The 14,075-nt window shown below is 66.2% G+C and carries 12 protein-coding genes and 2 pseudogenes; 9 read left to right on the forward strand and 5 right to left on the reverse strand.

What is annotated here, in order from left to right:
• A pseudogene (locus DPM12_RS19235) lies at positions 1-565 on the reverse strand (hypothetical protein); the annotation flags it as partial.
• Between the two features lie 283 nt (positions 566-848).
• On the opposite strand from DPM12_RS19235, the gene DPM12_RS19240 reads away from it, so the two are divergent.
• From DPM12_RS19240 to DPM12_RS19250, 3 genes and pseudogenes are all read left to right on the forward strand, one after another.
• Positions 849-1,274 (forward strand): ester cyclase, encoded by a 426-nt coding sequence (locus tag DPM12_RS19240; protein ID WP_112259984.1) that lies wholly within the window; start codon positions 849-851, stop codon positions 1,272-1,274.
• Positions 1,271-1,921, forward strand: a pseudogene (locus tag DPM12_RS24540) (TetR/AcrR family transcriptional regulator); the annotation flags it as partial. The gene DPM12_RS19240 and the pseudogene DPM12_RS24540, both read left to right, overlap by 4 nt.
• A gap of 70 nt (positions 1,922-1,991) precedes the next feature.
• Positions 1,992-2,456 (forward strand): DUF1772 domain-containing protein, encoded by a 465-nt coding sequence (locus DPM12_RS19250; RefSeq protein WP_112259985.1) that lies wholly within the window; start codon positions 1,992-1,994, stop codon positions 2,454-2,456.
• A gap of 473 nt (positions 2,457-2,929) precedes the next feature.
• Here DPM12_RS19250 and DPM12_RS19255 read toward each other — a convergent pair whose 3' ends face one another.
• Complete coding sequence (locus DPM12_RS19255) at positions 2,930-3,655, reverse strand: SDR family oxidoreductase (RefSeq protein WP_112259986.1); 726 nt, start codon at positions 3,653-3,655, stop codon at positions 2,930-2,932.
• Between the two features lie 84 nt (positions 3,656-3,739).
• On the opposite strand from DPM12_RS19255, the gene DPM12_RS19260 reads away from it, so the two are divergent.
• Complete coding sequence (locus tag DPM12_RS19260) at positions 3,740-4,618, forward strand: LysR family transcriptional regulator (protein ID WP_112259987.1); 879 nt, start codon at positions 3,740-3,742, stop codon at positions 4,616-4,618.
• A 291-nt stretch (positions 4,619-4,909) separates the two neighbouring features.
• Here DPM12_RS19260 and DPM12_RS19265 read toward each other — a convergent pair whose 3' ends face one another.
• Complete coding sequence (locus tag DPM12_RS19265) at positions 4,910-7,114, reverse strand: MMPL family transporter (RefSeq protein ID WP_211659157.1); 2,205 nt, start codon at positions 7,112-7,114, stop codon at positions 4,910-4,912.
• A gap of 209 nt (positions 7,115-7,323) precedes the next feature.
• On the opposite strand from DPM12_RS19265, the gene DPM12_RS19270 reads away from it, so the two are divergent.
• A complete protein-coding gene (locus DPM12_RS19270; RefSeq protein ID WP_112259988.1) occupies positions 7,324-7,929 on the forward strand; it encodes a TetR/AcrR family transcriptional regulator in 606 nt (201 codons plus the stop codon).
• 45 nt (positions 7,930-7,974) lie between these two features.
• Here DPM12_RS19270 and DPM12_RS19275 read toward each other — a convergent pair whose 3' ends face one another.
• Entirely contained in the window at positions 7,975-8,640 is a 666-nt protein-coding gene (locus DPM12_RS19275) for a GntR family transcriptional regulator (RefSeq protein ID WP_112259989.1), read from the reverse strand.
• Positions 8,641-9,108: 468 nt separating this feature from the next.
• Here DPM12_RS19275 and DPM12_RS19280 point away from each other — a divergent pair, with 468 nt between their 5' ends.
• The 4 genes from DPM12_RS19280 (at position 9,109) to DPM12_RS19295 (ending at position 13,379) form a co-directional block, all read left to right on the forward strand.
• Positions 9,109-10,086, forward strand: a complete 978-nt coding sequence (locus DPM12_RS19280; protein ID WP_112259990.1) for a Bug family tripartite tricarboxylate transporter substrate binding protein — start codon at positions 9,109-9,111, stop codon at positions 10,084-10,086.
• Between the two features lie 110 nt (positions 10,087-10,196).
• A complete protein-coding gene (locus DPM12_RS19285; protein ID WP_112259991.1) occupies positions 10,197-11,681 on the forward strand; it encodes a tripartite tricarboxylate transporter permease in 1,485 nt (494 codons plus the stop codon).
• A 23-nt stretch (positions 11,682-11,704) separates the two neighbouring features.
• Positions 11,705-12,154 carry a tripartite tricarboxylate transporter TctB family protein gene (locus DPM12_RS19290; protein ID WP_158542956.1) on the forward strand — a complete coding sequence of 150 codons (450 nt, stop codon included), beginning with the start codon at positions 11,705-11,707 and terminating at the stop codon, positions 12,152-12,154.
• A gap of 76 nt (positions 12,155-12,230) precedes the next feature.
• Entirely contained in the window at positions 12,231-13,379 is a 1,149-nt protein-coding gene (locus tag DPM12_RS19295; RefSeq protein WP_112259993.1) for a mandelate racemase/muconate lactonizing enzyme family protein, read from the forward strand.
• Positions 13,380-13,444: 65 nt separating this feature from the next.
• On the opposite strand, the gene DPM12_RS19300 is transcribed toward DPM12_RS19295, so the two are convergent.
• A complete protein-coding gene (locus tag DPM12_RS19300; protein WP_112259994.1) occupies positions 13,445-14,071 on the reverse strand; it encodes a TetR/AcrR family transcriptional regulator in 627 nt (208 codons plus the stop codon).
• Between the last annotated feature and the right edge of the window lie 4 nt (positions 14,072-14,075).

The following is a 14,075-nucleotide window of genomic DNA, read 5'->3' on the forward strand; positions in this document are numbered from 1 at the left end:
GCCACTGAGGCCTTGACACGCCGTGTCGCCGATGACTTGAGAGATGTGTCGCCGATGTCCTGAGCCAGAACACCCTCAGCTCCACATAAGTTGAGAAAGTCGAAACCTGCCCCGTCTGATGACGGGGCTGTTTCGTGTACGGACCCGGTCCGATCATCTCGCTGTTGTGGGCATGAGTGATGATGGTAGTTGCGGGTTCGGCCGGGTCGAGTGTGACCTGTTCGTCCTCGTCGACGATGATCTGCTTGAACGGGGCGCGGTTGAGGATGCGGCGTTCGGTGGGTCCGCACTTGCTGTAGAGCTCGCCGAGGTCGGTGAGGATGTCGACGATCTGGTCGAGGCCGGACCGGGCGTCGCTGTAGGCAGTGGCGAGGTTGTCGGGCCTGCTGGTGATGGCGTCGAGGTTGGTCCGGATGCGGTCTTGCTCGGTTTTTAACAGGTCGAGGGGGATCGCGTCGGCGTAGTGTGCTTGGACGAGCTTGAGGCGTTCGGCCTCGAGCTTGTCGCGCTGACTGGTGAGCATGGCACGTTCGTCGTCGCTGGAGGCTTCGAGCTGGTCGAACACCCGATGGAGCACTGCACGAACGGTCTCGGCTTCATCGACGGTGAGGTCGTTGGGGTGCGACGCCTCCGATGGCTTGGCCGGTGGTGATCGGCATGCTCGAGCGGACCCGGCGCCGCTGGTAGGCCAAGGCCCGAGAGGGCGGGCGAAGGGCCGTGCATGGCCTTCGGGCCTCTGGGCCACGCCGAACACGTGTTGGACATGGTCGCCGGAACCAGCCCAGCCCACTTGACTCTTTGGTTACAAAGTACACATTGGTGACACTGTAACCAACAGAGGTGGAGTCATGAGTACCAGCACCACACAGCACCGCGCGAAGACCGTCGCCCATGCGTTCGCGGACCTGATGAACGATCACGATCCCGACGCGGTCGACGGTTTCATCGCCGAGGACTACATCAACCACAACTTCCACGTCGGGAACGGCCGCGAAGCGAACAGGGCGTTCTGGAAGGCGTGGTTCGCGGCGTTCCCCGACACCGAGGTGACCCTGGAGGACGTCCTGGTCGATGGCGATCGTGTCGCGGGCCGCTTCACCTACCGGGCAACATTCCAGGGCCCGTTCCTGGGCCTAGAGCCCACCGGCCGACCGGTGCGGATGCACTCCATCGACATCTGGCGGGTCGTCGACGGGATGGCGGTCGAGCACTGGGACCAGATCGACGGGCAGGCGTTCTTCGCACAACTGGCCGGCGAGAGCGGTGACCAGTGACTCACGATCCCCCAACGTTCGAAACGTCGCCACCGGACCCGTCCGGGCCGACACCGTCGCAGCGACGGAGGGACCGGGAGCGGGCCGCCGCGCGGGAGACGATTCTGTCGGCGGCCCTGGACGTGGCCCGCCGCGACGGGTGGGACGCGGTGACCATGCGCCGGCTCGCCGAGGAGATCGAGTACTCCGCGAACTTCGCCTACCGCTACTTCACCGGCCGTGACGACATCCTCCGCACCCTGGTACGCGAGGCGTTCGCCCGACTCCGGGACGCCATGATCACCGCTGCCCGGCGTCCGGGGTCCGACGGCGACGGTGGCTGCGACACCGGTAACTCGAGGACGGACGCGTCGCGCACAGCTGCGGCAGTACGACGTGCGGGCCACGCCTATCTCGATTTCGCCCTGGCCAATCCCGACCTCTATCAACTCATGTATGGCCTGGGCGGTGTACGGGTGCCCGCTACCGACGCCTGGACCGAAGGGCAGGCCATCGGCGACGTCATGACCGACCTGCTCGCCGCCGCCGGAGACCCCCATCCCGAGCAGCACGTCCTGCAGCTGTGGGGAACCGCCCACGGGCTGATCGCGCTACTGATCGTCGGTCGCGTCGACGTCGACGCCGACGGACTGCACGTCCTGTTCGAGGACACAATGACCGACTGCCTCACACGGGCCCTGCCCGGGCCCCCTCCGGCCCGACGGCGGGAACAACGCCGTGAACACCGTCGTCATCACGATCGCCGTCGTGGGCATCCTCGGCGCAGCCATCATCTACGGCACCGACCTGTTTTGCGCGCTCGTCGTGCGCCCGGCAGCGAGCGACGCCGCCGACGCCTCCGTCGCCGACCTGATCGGCAGGATCCACGAGTACGGCGACCGCCGACTCCCCGTGCCGGGCGTGGCCTCCGTGATCGCCGCCGTAGTTGCCGTCGCGCTTGGCGACAGCGCCCCGGCACGCATCGGCGCAGCCACCGCTCTGCTCGCACTACTGGCCTGGCTCGCCGTCTACCTTCGCATCAGCGCGCCCATCAACACGAGGCTCCGCGCGGCCGCGGCCGGCCACACGGTCCCGGTTGACACCAGGGAACTTCAACAACGCTGGGACCGGGTCATCTGGCTCCGAGCCGCGCTGCAGACCATCGCGTTGGGTGGTCTCCTCGCGGTCATCGTCGCCCACTGAAACCCCGCCCAGGATGAGCCAACGACCCCACCGGTGGACCTCCGGCAGAGCTCGCCACACTGGAGCAGCCCTGAAACAAGACACGGCCCCCGCGAAGCGGGTGGCCGTTCCGAGCTCTTCGGCGTTGAAATCCATTTCACCCACGCGGGCACGCCCGCCGATGCCGCCACCGAGGCAGCGTACGACGGCGAGTACGGCCAACTGTGATCTGGTCCCCGAGCACGCCGTCCTCTGACACGCGGCCTGAGTTCCGGAGAAGCGAAACCGCGTCGGAGGCGAAACGGACCGTATGGCCAGGCAGTATCGCCTCATCCGGCGGGGCCCGTCGTGGACCGCGCTTGCTCGACGGGCCCGCCCTGTCGAGCAAGCGCGTTGGCGGCCGCGGGGGACTCGCTCGACGTAGCACCTGCAGCGGCCGGAGCGTTGGACCTCGTGCTGTCCGCACGGCCCCTGTGACAGGAGGGCGGCGCGGGTCACCAGGGGACGGTGCCGTCGTCGTTGAAGAAGCTTCCTCGTGGTCCGTCGTCGGGCAGGGTGGCGAGTCGGACCGCGATCGCAGCTCCCTGTTCGGGTGTGCGGGGGGCGTTGTGGCCGGTGAAGTCGGTAGCGACGTAGCCGGGACAGGCGGCGTTGACTATGATCTTCGTCTCGACGAAGCGGCGTGCGTACTGGACGGTGATGGCGTTGAGCATGGTCTTCGATGGTGCATAGGCAGCCAGGATCGGACCGGTCCGCAGTGTCAGGGAGCCCATGTCGCTGGACATGTTGACGATCCGTGGTGACTCGGCCCGTTGCAGCAGCGGGAGCATCGCATTGGTGACGCGGACGACGCCGAGGACGTTGGTCTCCACAACGGTGCGGACGACCTCGAGGTCGAGCGTGGTTGGGTCCTGCGCGCCGTTATCGGTGGGCCCTGAGATGCCGGCGTTGTTGACGAGCACGTCCAGCCGGCCCGCCTCGGTCTCGATGGACCTCGCCGCGGCAGCCGCACTCTCCTCGAATGTGACGTCGAGGGCGACCCCGAACGCGTCGACACCGGCATCCTGCAGATGCTGGACCGCTGCGTCGCGCCGCGCGTCATCGCGAGCTCCCACGGCCACACGGAAGCCGGCTGCTCCGAGTCCCTGGGCGATAGCGAAACCGATTCCCTTGTTCGCGCCGGTCACCAGCGCCGTCTTCGTCTCACTCACGCAATCCATGTTCAACCGCAGAGGGTTTGCGGGGCCAACACCGATCCGGTCCGCTGTGATACCTGCCAGGTATCTCCCGGGTAGGCTTGACCTGTGGATCAGTTGGAGACTCGCGAGCTGCGCTATTTCCTCGCGGTCGCGCAGGAACTGCACTTCGGACGTGCTGCAGAGCGGCTCGCGATCGCGCAACCGCCGCTGTCGCGGGCGATCCGCCAGTTGGAACGTCGGCTCGGGGTTCAGCTGTTCGTCCGGAACCGTCGTGGCGTGGCGCTCACCGATGCGGGCGAGGTCCTGTTCCGGGAGGCCGGAGCGGCTCTGGACGCCGTGACGGCCGCCGCGCGTCGCGTCCGGCGTGCCGGGGACCCGAAGCGGTCGCTTGTGCTCGCGACGAAGGCCGGAGCGTCCCACGAACTCCTGAGAACTCTGATCGACGCACACGCCGACGAACGCGGTACGGCTCCGGTCGAGGTGCTGCTGTGCGAGGTCGGTGAACAGGCAAGGCTGCTCCGCAGCGGAGAGGCGGACGTGGCGCTGATGCATCGCCCGTTCGACGACCTTGCCGGGTTCGACACCGAGGACCTGCTCACAGAGGGACAGGTCGCCATCCTTCCGGCAGAGCATCCTCTGGCCTCGCGCGAGCAACTCACGCTTGCCGAGGTCGAGAACGTTCCGGACCTGCCGATCGCCCGCTGGCCCCGACTGGACGGCACGTATCCCGACGGTCCAGGGCCGGAGGTCCGCACCCAGTCACAGCTCGCACAGCTCGTCGCGCTCGGCAAGACCCTGCTCGTCATCCCCGCGTCCAGCCGCGCCTGGCAGTGGCCCGAGCACGTCGCCGTTCCAGTCCTCGACGCACCACCAGTCACCACCGTGATCGCCTGGCCACCAAACAGCCGCTCGCGCGAGATCGCCGCACTCATCCGTACAGCAGCGCGGCTGAGTGGCGCCGATCAACACCCCACCGTTCCCTAACACCGTCGCGGCCTCTCAACGCCCCTCGCGGGAGCCTGAACCGCCCCGCGTGTGTGCCGGGCAGGGATTCTGTGTTGTTTGCGTTCTGTGCCCAAGCTAGTGCGTTGGCGTTGGTCTCGAACGGTCGAGCAGCATCTCGAACGGTCGAACGGGCATCGGCGTGGCCGAGGTCATAGCGCTGCTGGTCGGTGTCACCCGTGCTAGCGAGTACGCGGGTCTGGGTCCCAGACGTCCAGTCGCGGGTGCACGCCGTCCATGTACGACGGCGTGCACCCGCGGACGGGAGGCTGGCTACCGGCGCTCCAGCGTCGCATCCAGCGGCAGGCCGGCATCCGCGATATCCCCGGCGCTGGTCTCGGACAGCCCGATGCGGTCGTGCAGTCGCCGCAGCGGCCGGGGCGCCCACCAGTTGGCCGATCCGGCCAGGCGCATGAATGCCGGAGCCAGCACGCCGCGAATGAGGGTGGCGTCCACCGCGACGACGAGCGCCATGCCGATACCGAGCTGCTGCAGGAAGGACACGCCGCTCGTGGCGTAGACGGCGAAGGAGGCGGCGAGGATCAGCGCAGCCGCCGTGACGAGTGGTGCCGAGCGGGCGATGCCGCGCGGCACCGAGCCGACCACGTCGCCGGTGCGTTCGTAATCCTCCTTGATCCGAGCGAGCAGGAACACCTCGTAGTCCATGGACAGCCCGTACGCGACGCAAAACATCAGGATGGGGATGCTCGGCTCGATGCTTCCGGTGGGCGTGAACCCGAGCAGATCGGCCAGGCCGCCTTCCTGGAATCCCCACACCAGGACGCCGAACATGACCGACAACGAGAGCATGTTGAGCACCGATGCCTTCAGCGGCGCGACGACGCTGCCGGTCATCAAGAACAGCACGACGGCGGTGACCAGCAGGATCAATACGGCAACGAGGGGAAATCGGTCCACGACGGCGTCGCGGTAGTCGGCAAGCTCGGCCGGGTACCCGCCGACGACGGTCTCGAATGGTGCCCCGACCGCACGAACGTCGTCGACCAGGCCGGTCGGATCGTCGGCAAGGCGCTCGCCGGTGGGCACCACGGCGAGCCAGGTCGCATTCCCCTCGACGAACCGCTCCGTACCGCCGAGACCGGGCTCACCGACGCGGGTGCCGTCCACGTAGCTTCCGGCCGCGGAATCGACGCGAAGGACACCGTCAATCAGCGACAGCGTCGTCGCGTAGGCCTCCACCTCCTGAACGTCGGCGTCGTCGGCGACGATGTTGAGCGCATCCACGTCCTCGGTGGTGAACTCGTCGCGGATGGTGTCATACATGCCGACGACCGGGTGATCGGGTGGCAGCACCCGGTCGTCCGGTGCGCCGAAGTTGATGCCGAGCGCTGGCGCGCCGAGGGCGACAAGCACAACCAGGCCGGCGCCGCCGGTAAACACCGGGCGACGCATTACCACGGTTGCGATGGCGAACCAACGCTGCCGTTGTGGCGCCGGCCCACGCCGCACAGCGCGCTGGCCTAGCAGCCGTAGCGCGGCGGGCAGCACGATGACCGCGCCGATCGTCGCCGTCGTCACCACCGCGACGCCCGCATAGGCGAACGACGCCAGGAACGGGAACGGGATCGCGAGCAACACGGCCAGAGATGCGGCCACCGTCAAGGCGCTGAACACGACCGTCCGTCCCGCGCCGGCGACGGCGCGCTGAACGGCCTCAGGCACGGTACGGCCCGCGGCCAGTTCCTCACGGAAGCGGTAACTGACGAACAGCCCGTAGTCGACGCCGAGCGCGATGCCCATGACCAGCGCGATGTTCGCGGCGAACGTCGAGATCTCCACGACGGCGGTGAGAGTGCGCAGGATCGCAAGGGTTCCGGCTACCGCGAACAGCCCGACGCCCAATGTCACGAGCGCGAGCCGGAAGCGCCGGTAGACCACCCAGAGCAGCAGCGTGACCAGTGGAATAATGATCATCTCGGCGCGGAGGAAGTCGGATGCCGCCTGCTCGCCCACGACCCGGAACACCTCGTCGGATCCGCCGAGTTGCACGTCGACACCCGACACGTCGATGGGTTCGATCAGGTCGGCCTCTATTTCGGGCAGCACCTCTTCGCGCACCTGATTGACATCGCCTGGCACCCAGGCCACGACAAGCGCGTGACGGCCGTCCTCGCTGGCCAGCGTCTCGGGCGCGTTCGGCGACCAGTATGACCAGGCATCGCCCACCCCCGGGTAGTCGGCCAGCTCGTCTGTCAACTCGCGGCCGACCGACGTCGCCGGTTCGTCGTCGACAGTGCCTTCGCGTGGAGAGATCAGGATCACGACGTTGGGACTGCCCGTGCCGAACGTGTCACCCAGCATCTCCCGGGCGTCGACCGCCTCCGAGTCCGGCGCCTCGAACCGGCTCAGCGACAGCGCATCCATCGCACCGGCAGCCACCGCGACAAAGAGCACGAACCCGCCTATCGCTGCAGCCAGCACCGATCGCGGGAACCGTGCCACCGTACGTCCGATCACTTCTACCTCTCCTCCATACACGTGCGTGATCGACCGGCGGCGATCACAGTGAGCACAAGGCCGGCGACGGGTCGCCCCGGCCAGTACGGGCGCGGGACACCTGGCCACCGCGCTAACGCACCGCTGAGTTGCGTTAGTTCTGAACGCTAGCAAAAGCGTCGTAGCGTTGCAATAGTTATCGCTATACTCTGTTGCGTTAGAATTCGGTCATGGCATCGACGAGCGAGCGGGCTCTGACCCAGAAGAGACCGGGCGGACGAAGCGCTCGGGTGCGTGCAGCCGTCCTGAAGGCGACTCTCGAGGAGTTGGTGGCTGTCGGCTACGGGTTGCTCACCATCGAAGGCGTGGCCGAGCGCGCCGGCGTGCACAAGACCACCATCTATCGGCGCTGGGGGGACCGGGAAACCCTTGTACTGGAGGCGATGCTCGAACGGGGCAGCCGCGAAGTTCCGATCCCGGACACCGGCTCGCTCCGACAGGACCTGTTGGAGTACGGCAGAGCAGTCCTGGCAAGCAGCATGGAACCCGAGGTCGAAGCCGTGGTGAGAGCGGTCGCGGCGATCGGTGACAGCGATCCGCGGGTAGCCGAGGCTGCACGGACGTTCTGGAGAACGCGATTCGCATTGGCATCTCGGATGATCGAACGAGCGACCGAACGGGGCGAGATTCCACCGCCGCCGGATGCCGCGCTGATCGCGGAGATGGTGATCGCGCCGATCTACTTCCGCATGCTGGTCAGCCGGGAACGGATGGACAGCGAGTTCATGGAGCGGGTGGCTGACCTCGCAGCAGAGGTGGCGGGCGCGCAGCGCTGATCTCCGTGCCGCCGCACGCGGTGGTGGCCGTCCTGGCGCGGCCGGTTAGTCCTCGCCGTCGAGGCGTCGTCGCAGGTCTTGCAGCAGGCGGGAGACGTGCGCACGCCCCGCCTGTTCCGCCTGCGAGGGGTCTCCGGACACGAGCGCGTCGACGATGGCGTGATGCTCGGCCAGCGCCTGAGGCATGCCGCCGGGAGAGCGGCGAGTCGTGTACATCGCGACCCGGATCTGTTCCTGCAATCGATCAAGCGACTCGATCAGACGATGATGCTGGGCGATCCGCCGTATCGTCGCGTGGAACTCCTGATCGAGCTCGTAGTGGCGTTCCAGATTCCCCGCGGAGATTGCCTGTTCGTGCTCGTCGAGGATCGTCCTGAGTTGCGTGACGTCCTCCTGCTGGAGGCGTTCGGCCGCCAGGCGACACGCCAGGCCCTCGAGGACCTCGCGCAGCGAGTAGATCTCGATGAGATCTTCGATGCGGATCTCGGAGACCACGGCGCTGCGATTGGACTCGATGTGAGCGAGACCTTCGTAGGTGATGCGGGCTATGGCCTCGCGGACGGGGCTCCGGCTGATGCCGAGCTGGCGCGCCATCTCGGGAACGGAGAGACGTGTGCCGGGCGGGAGCTCGTGCGTCACGATCGCGTCGCGCAAGGCGATATAGGCCTGGTCCGCCAGGGCTTCGCCGCGTGTCGGTAGTCGCAGGGCCACGTTACGTTACCTTCCTGTGCAGCGCGCTGCATCGATGCGCTCTGAGTGTCCCCTCGCGCACGGTGTCCTGCGCACAGCGCCTGTGCGGCGTCGGCTGTGCGGCATCGGCTCTCCCGTACGCAAGCGTGCGAGTTTGAGGTCTCGTGCTGGACACGGCCACCAATACAACGTACATGCAGGACGGCTTCGAAGGGGACATGCCACGGTCGATGCGGGACCGTGGCATGCGTCGGTCCGTTGGGGCATGTCGCGCTCGTCGAGGACGGCGCGTCAGCGTCGGATGAGTGAAGATTGGTTGACAGTTACATGCAACATGTAACACGCTTCGTGCATGCTGCTTGTGTGCCGAGGGCCACACGTCCGGTCGTCGATGGAGCACACGTCAGCTCGGGCGGAACGAGTCCAGTGGATCAACGACATGCCGCGCCCACTCAGGTGAGGGCATGTGCTCGACGATGAGGAGGTCAGGTGGATCAGGCACGTCCGGTCATGGTCATTTCGGGTTTCTTGCTGTCCGCCTCGCTTGCCGCGTGCGGCGCCACGGGAGACGAGAGCAGCGAGGAATACCCGACGCAGGCAGTCGAGTATGTCATTCCTTTCGATCCCGGCGGTGAATCCGACATCACGGCACGGCTTCAGCAAGAACCTCTCGAAGATGTTCTCGACACGAACGTCAACATCACGTATCAGCCTGGTGCGGGCGGTGCCCTCGCGTGGTCGGAGCTGACGCGCGCCACTCCCGACGGCCACACGATTGCCGGATTCAACTTGCCGCACATCATTGCGCAGCCGATGGCCTCTGGAGACGTGGGGTACGAGACGGACGATTTTAAGATCGTCAACATATTCCAGAGCACGCCAAACCTGCTCGTGGTTCGCGAAGACAGCCCCATCGAGACGCTCGACGAGTACATCAGTGCCGCGAAAGAGGGCGCCGATGCGATGAGTATTGGCGGGACCGGCACGTACACGCCGAACCACCTCGGCACCCTGTTGTTGGAGCGGGAAGCCGGCATCGAGCTGGGATACACCGAATTTTCCGGCACCGGCGCTACTGTGCCGGCACTGCTCGGTGGCCACGTCGATTCCCTTTTCACGTTCCCCACGCAGCTGGAAACGCAAGAGGGTGAGATGCGGCCACTCGCCATTGCTACCGAGGAACGGCTGCCGGGCTTGGAGGACGTTCCCACCTTCCAAGAGGAGGGCTACGACGTGGTTGGTGGAGCGTATCGCGGCACGATGGTTCCGAAGGACACTCCAGACGAGGTAGTCGAACAGTTGGCTGCCGCCTTCGACGAAATACATTCCATGCCCGAGGTCCAGGAAGACTTCGAGGAGAACAGCTTGAAGATGGAAGATTACGGCCCGGAGGAAGCGGCCGAATTCATCGACCAACGCGAAGGGGAACTCGAAGAACTGTTCAACGAGATCGGAGTTCTCGAGTGACCGTGCCGCTGCGGTCTCGCGGTTGATCTGCTCGTCATTCGGATAGGAAGCGGTACAGGACCGTGTTTGAGTCGATTCTTGCGGGCATAACGCAGGCCCTGAGTCCCTCCATGCTGCTGCTGATCGTGATCGGGACGGTCAGCGGAGTGGCAGTGGGGGCGATGCCGGGACTGAGCGCCACCATGGGTCTCGCGCTACTCGTTCCGTTCTCTTTTGCGATGGACCCCACCGCGGGCCTCGTCCTGCTGGGCGGCTTCTACGTGGGAGCCATATACGGGGGTGCCTTCACGGCGATACTGGTGAACGCCCCGGGCACGCCGTCCTCGATAGCGACGGCTCTCGAGGGCTATCCGATGACGAAACAGGGCCGGAGCGAGGAGGCGATCGTCGGCGCCACCATCGGATCGTTCGTCGGTGGTGTGCTCGGCGTCGTGGCGATGGTCGTCGTCGGGCCGCTGCTGGCCGGGTTCGCGCTGAACTTCGGGCCACAGGAGTACTTCTGGGTAGCCGTCTTCGGCCTCACCATCATCGTGACCCTGGCGGAGGATTCGCTACTGAAAGGAATCCTCGGCGTCGTGTTCGGCTTGGTGCTCGGCACCATCGGATTGGCTCCCGTCGGGGGTGACGTGCGGTTCACCTTCGGCATGTCGGAGTTGCAGGGTGGCGTCGAACTGATTCCGGCGATGATCGGCTTCTTCACGATCCCCGAGGTGATCCGGTTGATCGCCAATCGTCACCGGGACGTCGAGGTTTATGAACAACGTGCTGAGAAACAGTCGCAGGTGAAGGCCACCGTGATCGCCGTCTTCTCCCGTCCTCTCAACCTGGTGCGCTCGTCCGCGATCGGTGCCGTTGTGGGCGCACTACCTGGCGCGGGCAGCAGCGTGTCGAACCTGGTGGCCTACAACGAGGCGAGGCGGGCGTCGCGGACACCGGAGCGTTTCGGCAAAGGTGAGGTGGATGGCGTGGTTGCCTCGGAGACGGCGAACAACGCCACGATCGGCGGTGGACTCGTTCCCACATTGAGCCTGGGCGTGCCGGGTTCGCCGCCGCACGCCATCATTCTCGGCGCCCTGCTGTTACACGGTCTCCGCCCGGGTCCTGGCCTGTTCGAGAGCTCCGGCGACCTCGTGTACACGTTCGTCACGGCCCTTGCCATCTGCGCTGTCGTCATGGTGCCGGTCGGGTTGATCGCAGGCCGGGGCTTGCAGCGCGCGGTGGTGGTCATGCCGACGCGCTATCTCGCACCCGGAATCGTGGTGCTCAGCATGGTGGGCGCGTACGCGATCCGGAACTCGATCATCGACGTGCTGTTGATGGGGCTGTTGGGCGTTGTCGGTTACCTGCTGCGCACGATCGGTATCGGGCCGGCCACGGTGGTCCTCGGTCTCATCCTCGGCCCGATCGCGGAAGAGGGGTTGGTCCAGGGGCTGCAGTCTTCGGTCGGCATGGACATGCCGTGGACGTCGTTCTTCAGCCGTCCGATCAGCATCGTCTTGATTCTGGCATGTGTGTTGTCCGTGGGCTGGTCGTTGCGTCGGGCGCGCCGGGGGCCGAAGCGCGACGAGGTGACCTCAGGCGAGGACGGAACGTGATGGGCACTGCGTGGGAGAGCACGATGGAAGCGAACAGGCGGCGCATCGGTAGTTATCTCGATCTGGTGGGCGGCCTGCTCTTTGCCGCGTTTGCGGCTGCGATGTGGGTGCAGCGTGATTACACGAGTGAGTACAGCGGGTACTTCCCGGACTTCCTGTTGATCGCGATGGCCGTGCTCGGTGTCGGACTCGGGATCAGCGCCTGGTTCGGGCGTACGGTCCGCGCGGACGAGCACGGTGATCCGCTATCCGGACTCCTGCGAGCCGTGGTCTTGTTGTTGCTGTGCTTTGCCGCGTTGCCGGTTCTGGGCTACGTGATCACCAGCATCGTGTTCTTCGCCGTGACGGCAACGCTGATGCGGGGCAAGAGCTGGTCTTTGAAGGGTCTGGTCGTCGACGTCGCGGTGTCGATCGTGTTCGTCGGCGCGATCTACCTGCTGTTCTCGGAGGTGCTACTGGTTCAACTTCCCTGACCTCGGGCCGGCTCTGCGGCTCGGTGCGGCGGTGCGGTCAGTAGACAACAAGCGGGTGTGAAACAGGTCGGAGGGTATGCGCGTAGAGAGGCTTGGCGTCACGGTGTTGTCCGCTCCGCTCGGGGCGACCGACACGGTGGCGATGTCGTTCGGGAAGCTGACAGATCGTCGGATGTGCGTGGTGGAGGTCGAAGCCGACGGCGCGGTCGGTATCGGGGAGAGCTGGATCAACTATCCGGCATGGGCACCCCGCGAGCGGTTGGGCACGCTGTGTGATGGAGTGGCGTCGCTGCTGGTGGGAATGGAGGTATCCGATCCGCGAGAGATCCACGGTGAATTGACGCGGCAGTTGCTGCCTCTTGGCCGGCAATGGGGCGCGTTGGGCCCGATCTGGCAATCGTTGAGCGGAGTCGACATGGCCCTGTGGGATTTGCATGGCAAGTTACACGGGCAGTCGGTGGCGGCGCTTCTGGGTGGCGACGGCGGCCGGGGGCACGTGCCCGCATACGGAAGCGGTGTGGGGCCGACGCGGGTGGCGGAGCTGTGCGAGCGCGCCATGCAGGCGGGACTGCCGGCGGTAAAGACCAAGGTCGGGTTCGGCGCCGAGCGTGACGCCGCCATCCTCGGCGAGGCGCGGAGCACCCTGGGCGAGAAGCGGCGGCTGTTCGCGGACGCGAATCAAGCGTGGAACCTGGCAGAAGCCAAAGCGATGTGCGAGCTCCTGGAGCGCCATGACGTGGAATGGCTCGAGGAGCCGTTGACTCACGACGACCTCGACGAACTGGAGGAGCTGGGCGCCGACACGACCATCCCGCTGGCGACGGGGGAGAACGTCTACGGCATTACCGAGTTCGAGCGGTACGTCGAATCGCCGGCGATCCATCTGATCCAACCGGACCTGGCGAAATGTGGCGGAATCACGATGGGTGCCGCGGTTGCCGAGCATGCCGGGCGATGCGGTACGGGCGTGGCGCCGCACTGTTACGGAGGTGCGATCGGAATCGTTGCCAGCCTCCACGTGGGTGCCGCCTTTCCGTCCGTTCGCTGGATCGAGCTGGATGTGCGGGACAATCCGTTGCGCACCGATGTGCTGACGACGCCGTTGCGGCTCGACGACGGGGAGTTGGCGGTGCCGAACGGCCCGGGGCTGGGGATCGAGCTGGCGGACACGGTGATCCAGCATTATGAACAGTACGTGGAGGAGCGCACGCGGCGCGATCTGTGAGCGGAACTGGCAGCGCCGCCGTACTTGCCGTCGGCACGTGACGGCACGGACGGAGCGGCGCGTCGTCAACTCGGAGTGCCAGTAGTCTCCGCAGCGCCAGCTGCGGCCCCTGGGTGCGAGCCCGTGTCGGTCTGGGGCGCGGTGAGCGTCTGCATCGCGACGTTCACCGCTTTGGCTCGCAACTCGTCGTGCGGGATGTCCGTGAACAAGGTGGCACACCGGCTGAGGCCGTTCGCAACGATGACGGCGCGGATACGGTCCTCGTTCGTTGCGTCGGGTCCGAACAGCAGTCGCTGGAACGTGGCGGCCAAGCGAGGTATCCAGTTCTCGACTTCCAGTTCGGCCATGCCCGATGGATCGAGACTGAGCGCGAGGAACGCGGTGCGGTGGGCGTAGTTGAGGTCGAAGAAGCGTTCGAGGATCTCGCGCCGGGACAAGGTCTCGCGCTCGGTGTCGCTGAGAAAGGCCTCGACGTCGTCGATGCCCGGCTGGAGGATGCTGCGGATCAGGTCCCGCTTGGTAGGGAAGTGATAGTACAGCGCCGCCTTCGTCAGGCCGAGCCGGTCGGCGATGTCCTGCATCGTCGTGTTCGCGAACCCCTGGGTGACGAACAACTCCAGCGCAATGCCGTGGATGCGCTCCCTCGTGTCTCTGGTCCGCCCGTCCCGGCGCTGAGGCTGTTCTGCCTCCATGGAC

Origin of the sequence: Phytoactinopolyspora halophila (assembly GCF_003287285.1) — a bacterium.
In the GTDB taxonomy this organism is placed as follows: domain Bacteria; phylum Actinomycetota; class Actinomycetes; order Jiangellales; family Jiangellaceae; genus Phytoactinopolyspora_A; species Phytoactinopolyspora_A halophila.

What these genes read in the sequence shown, in the direction of transcription:
- DPM12_RS19295 (WP_112259993.1), top strand. Translation starts at nt 12,231, where the DNA reads ATGCGCGTAGAGAGGCTTGGCGTCACGGTGTTGTCCGCTCCGCTCGGG.
- DPM12_RS19285 (WP_112259991.1), top strand. Translation starts at nt 10,197, where the DNA reads ATGCTGCTGCTGATCGTGATCGGGACGGTCAGCGGAGTGGCAGTGGGG.
- DPM12_RS19240 (WP_112259984.1), top strand. Translation starts at nt 849, where the DNA reads ATGAGTACCAGCACCACACAGCACCGCGCGAAGACCGTCGCCCATGCG.
- DPM12_RS19300 (WP_112259994.1), bottom strand. Translation starts at nt 14,071, where the DNA reads ATGGAGGCAGAACAGCCTCAGCGCCGGGACGGGCGGACCAGAGACACG.
- DPM12_RS19255 (WP_112259986.1), bottom strand. Translation starts at nt 3,655, where the DNA reads ATGGATTGCGTGAGTGAGACGAAGACGGCGCTGGTGACCGGCGCGAAC.
- DPM12_RS19290 (WP_158542956.1), top strand. Translation starts at nt 11,705, where the DNA reads ATGGAAGCGAACAGGCGGCGCATCGGTAGTTATCTCGATCTGGTGGGC.
- DPM12_RS19270 (WP_112259988.1), top strand. Translation starts at nt 7,324, where the DNA reads ATGGCATCGACGAGCGAGCGGGCTCTGACCCAGAAGAGACCGGGCGGA.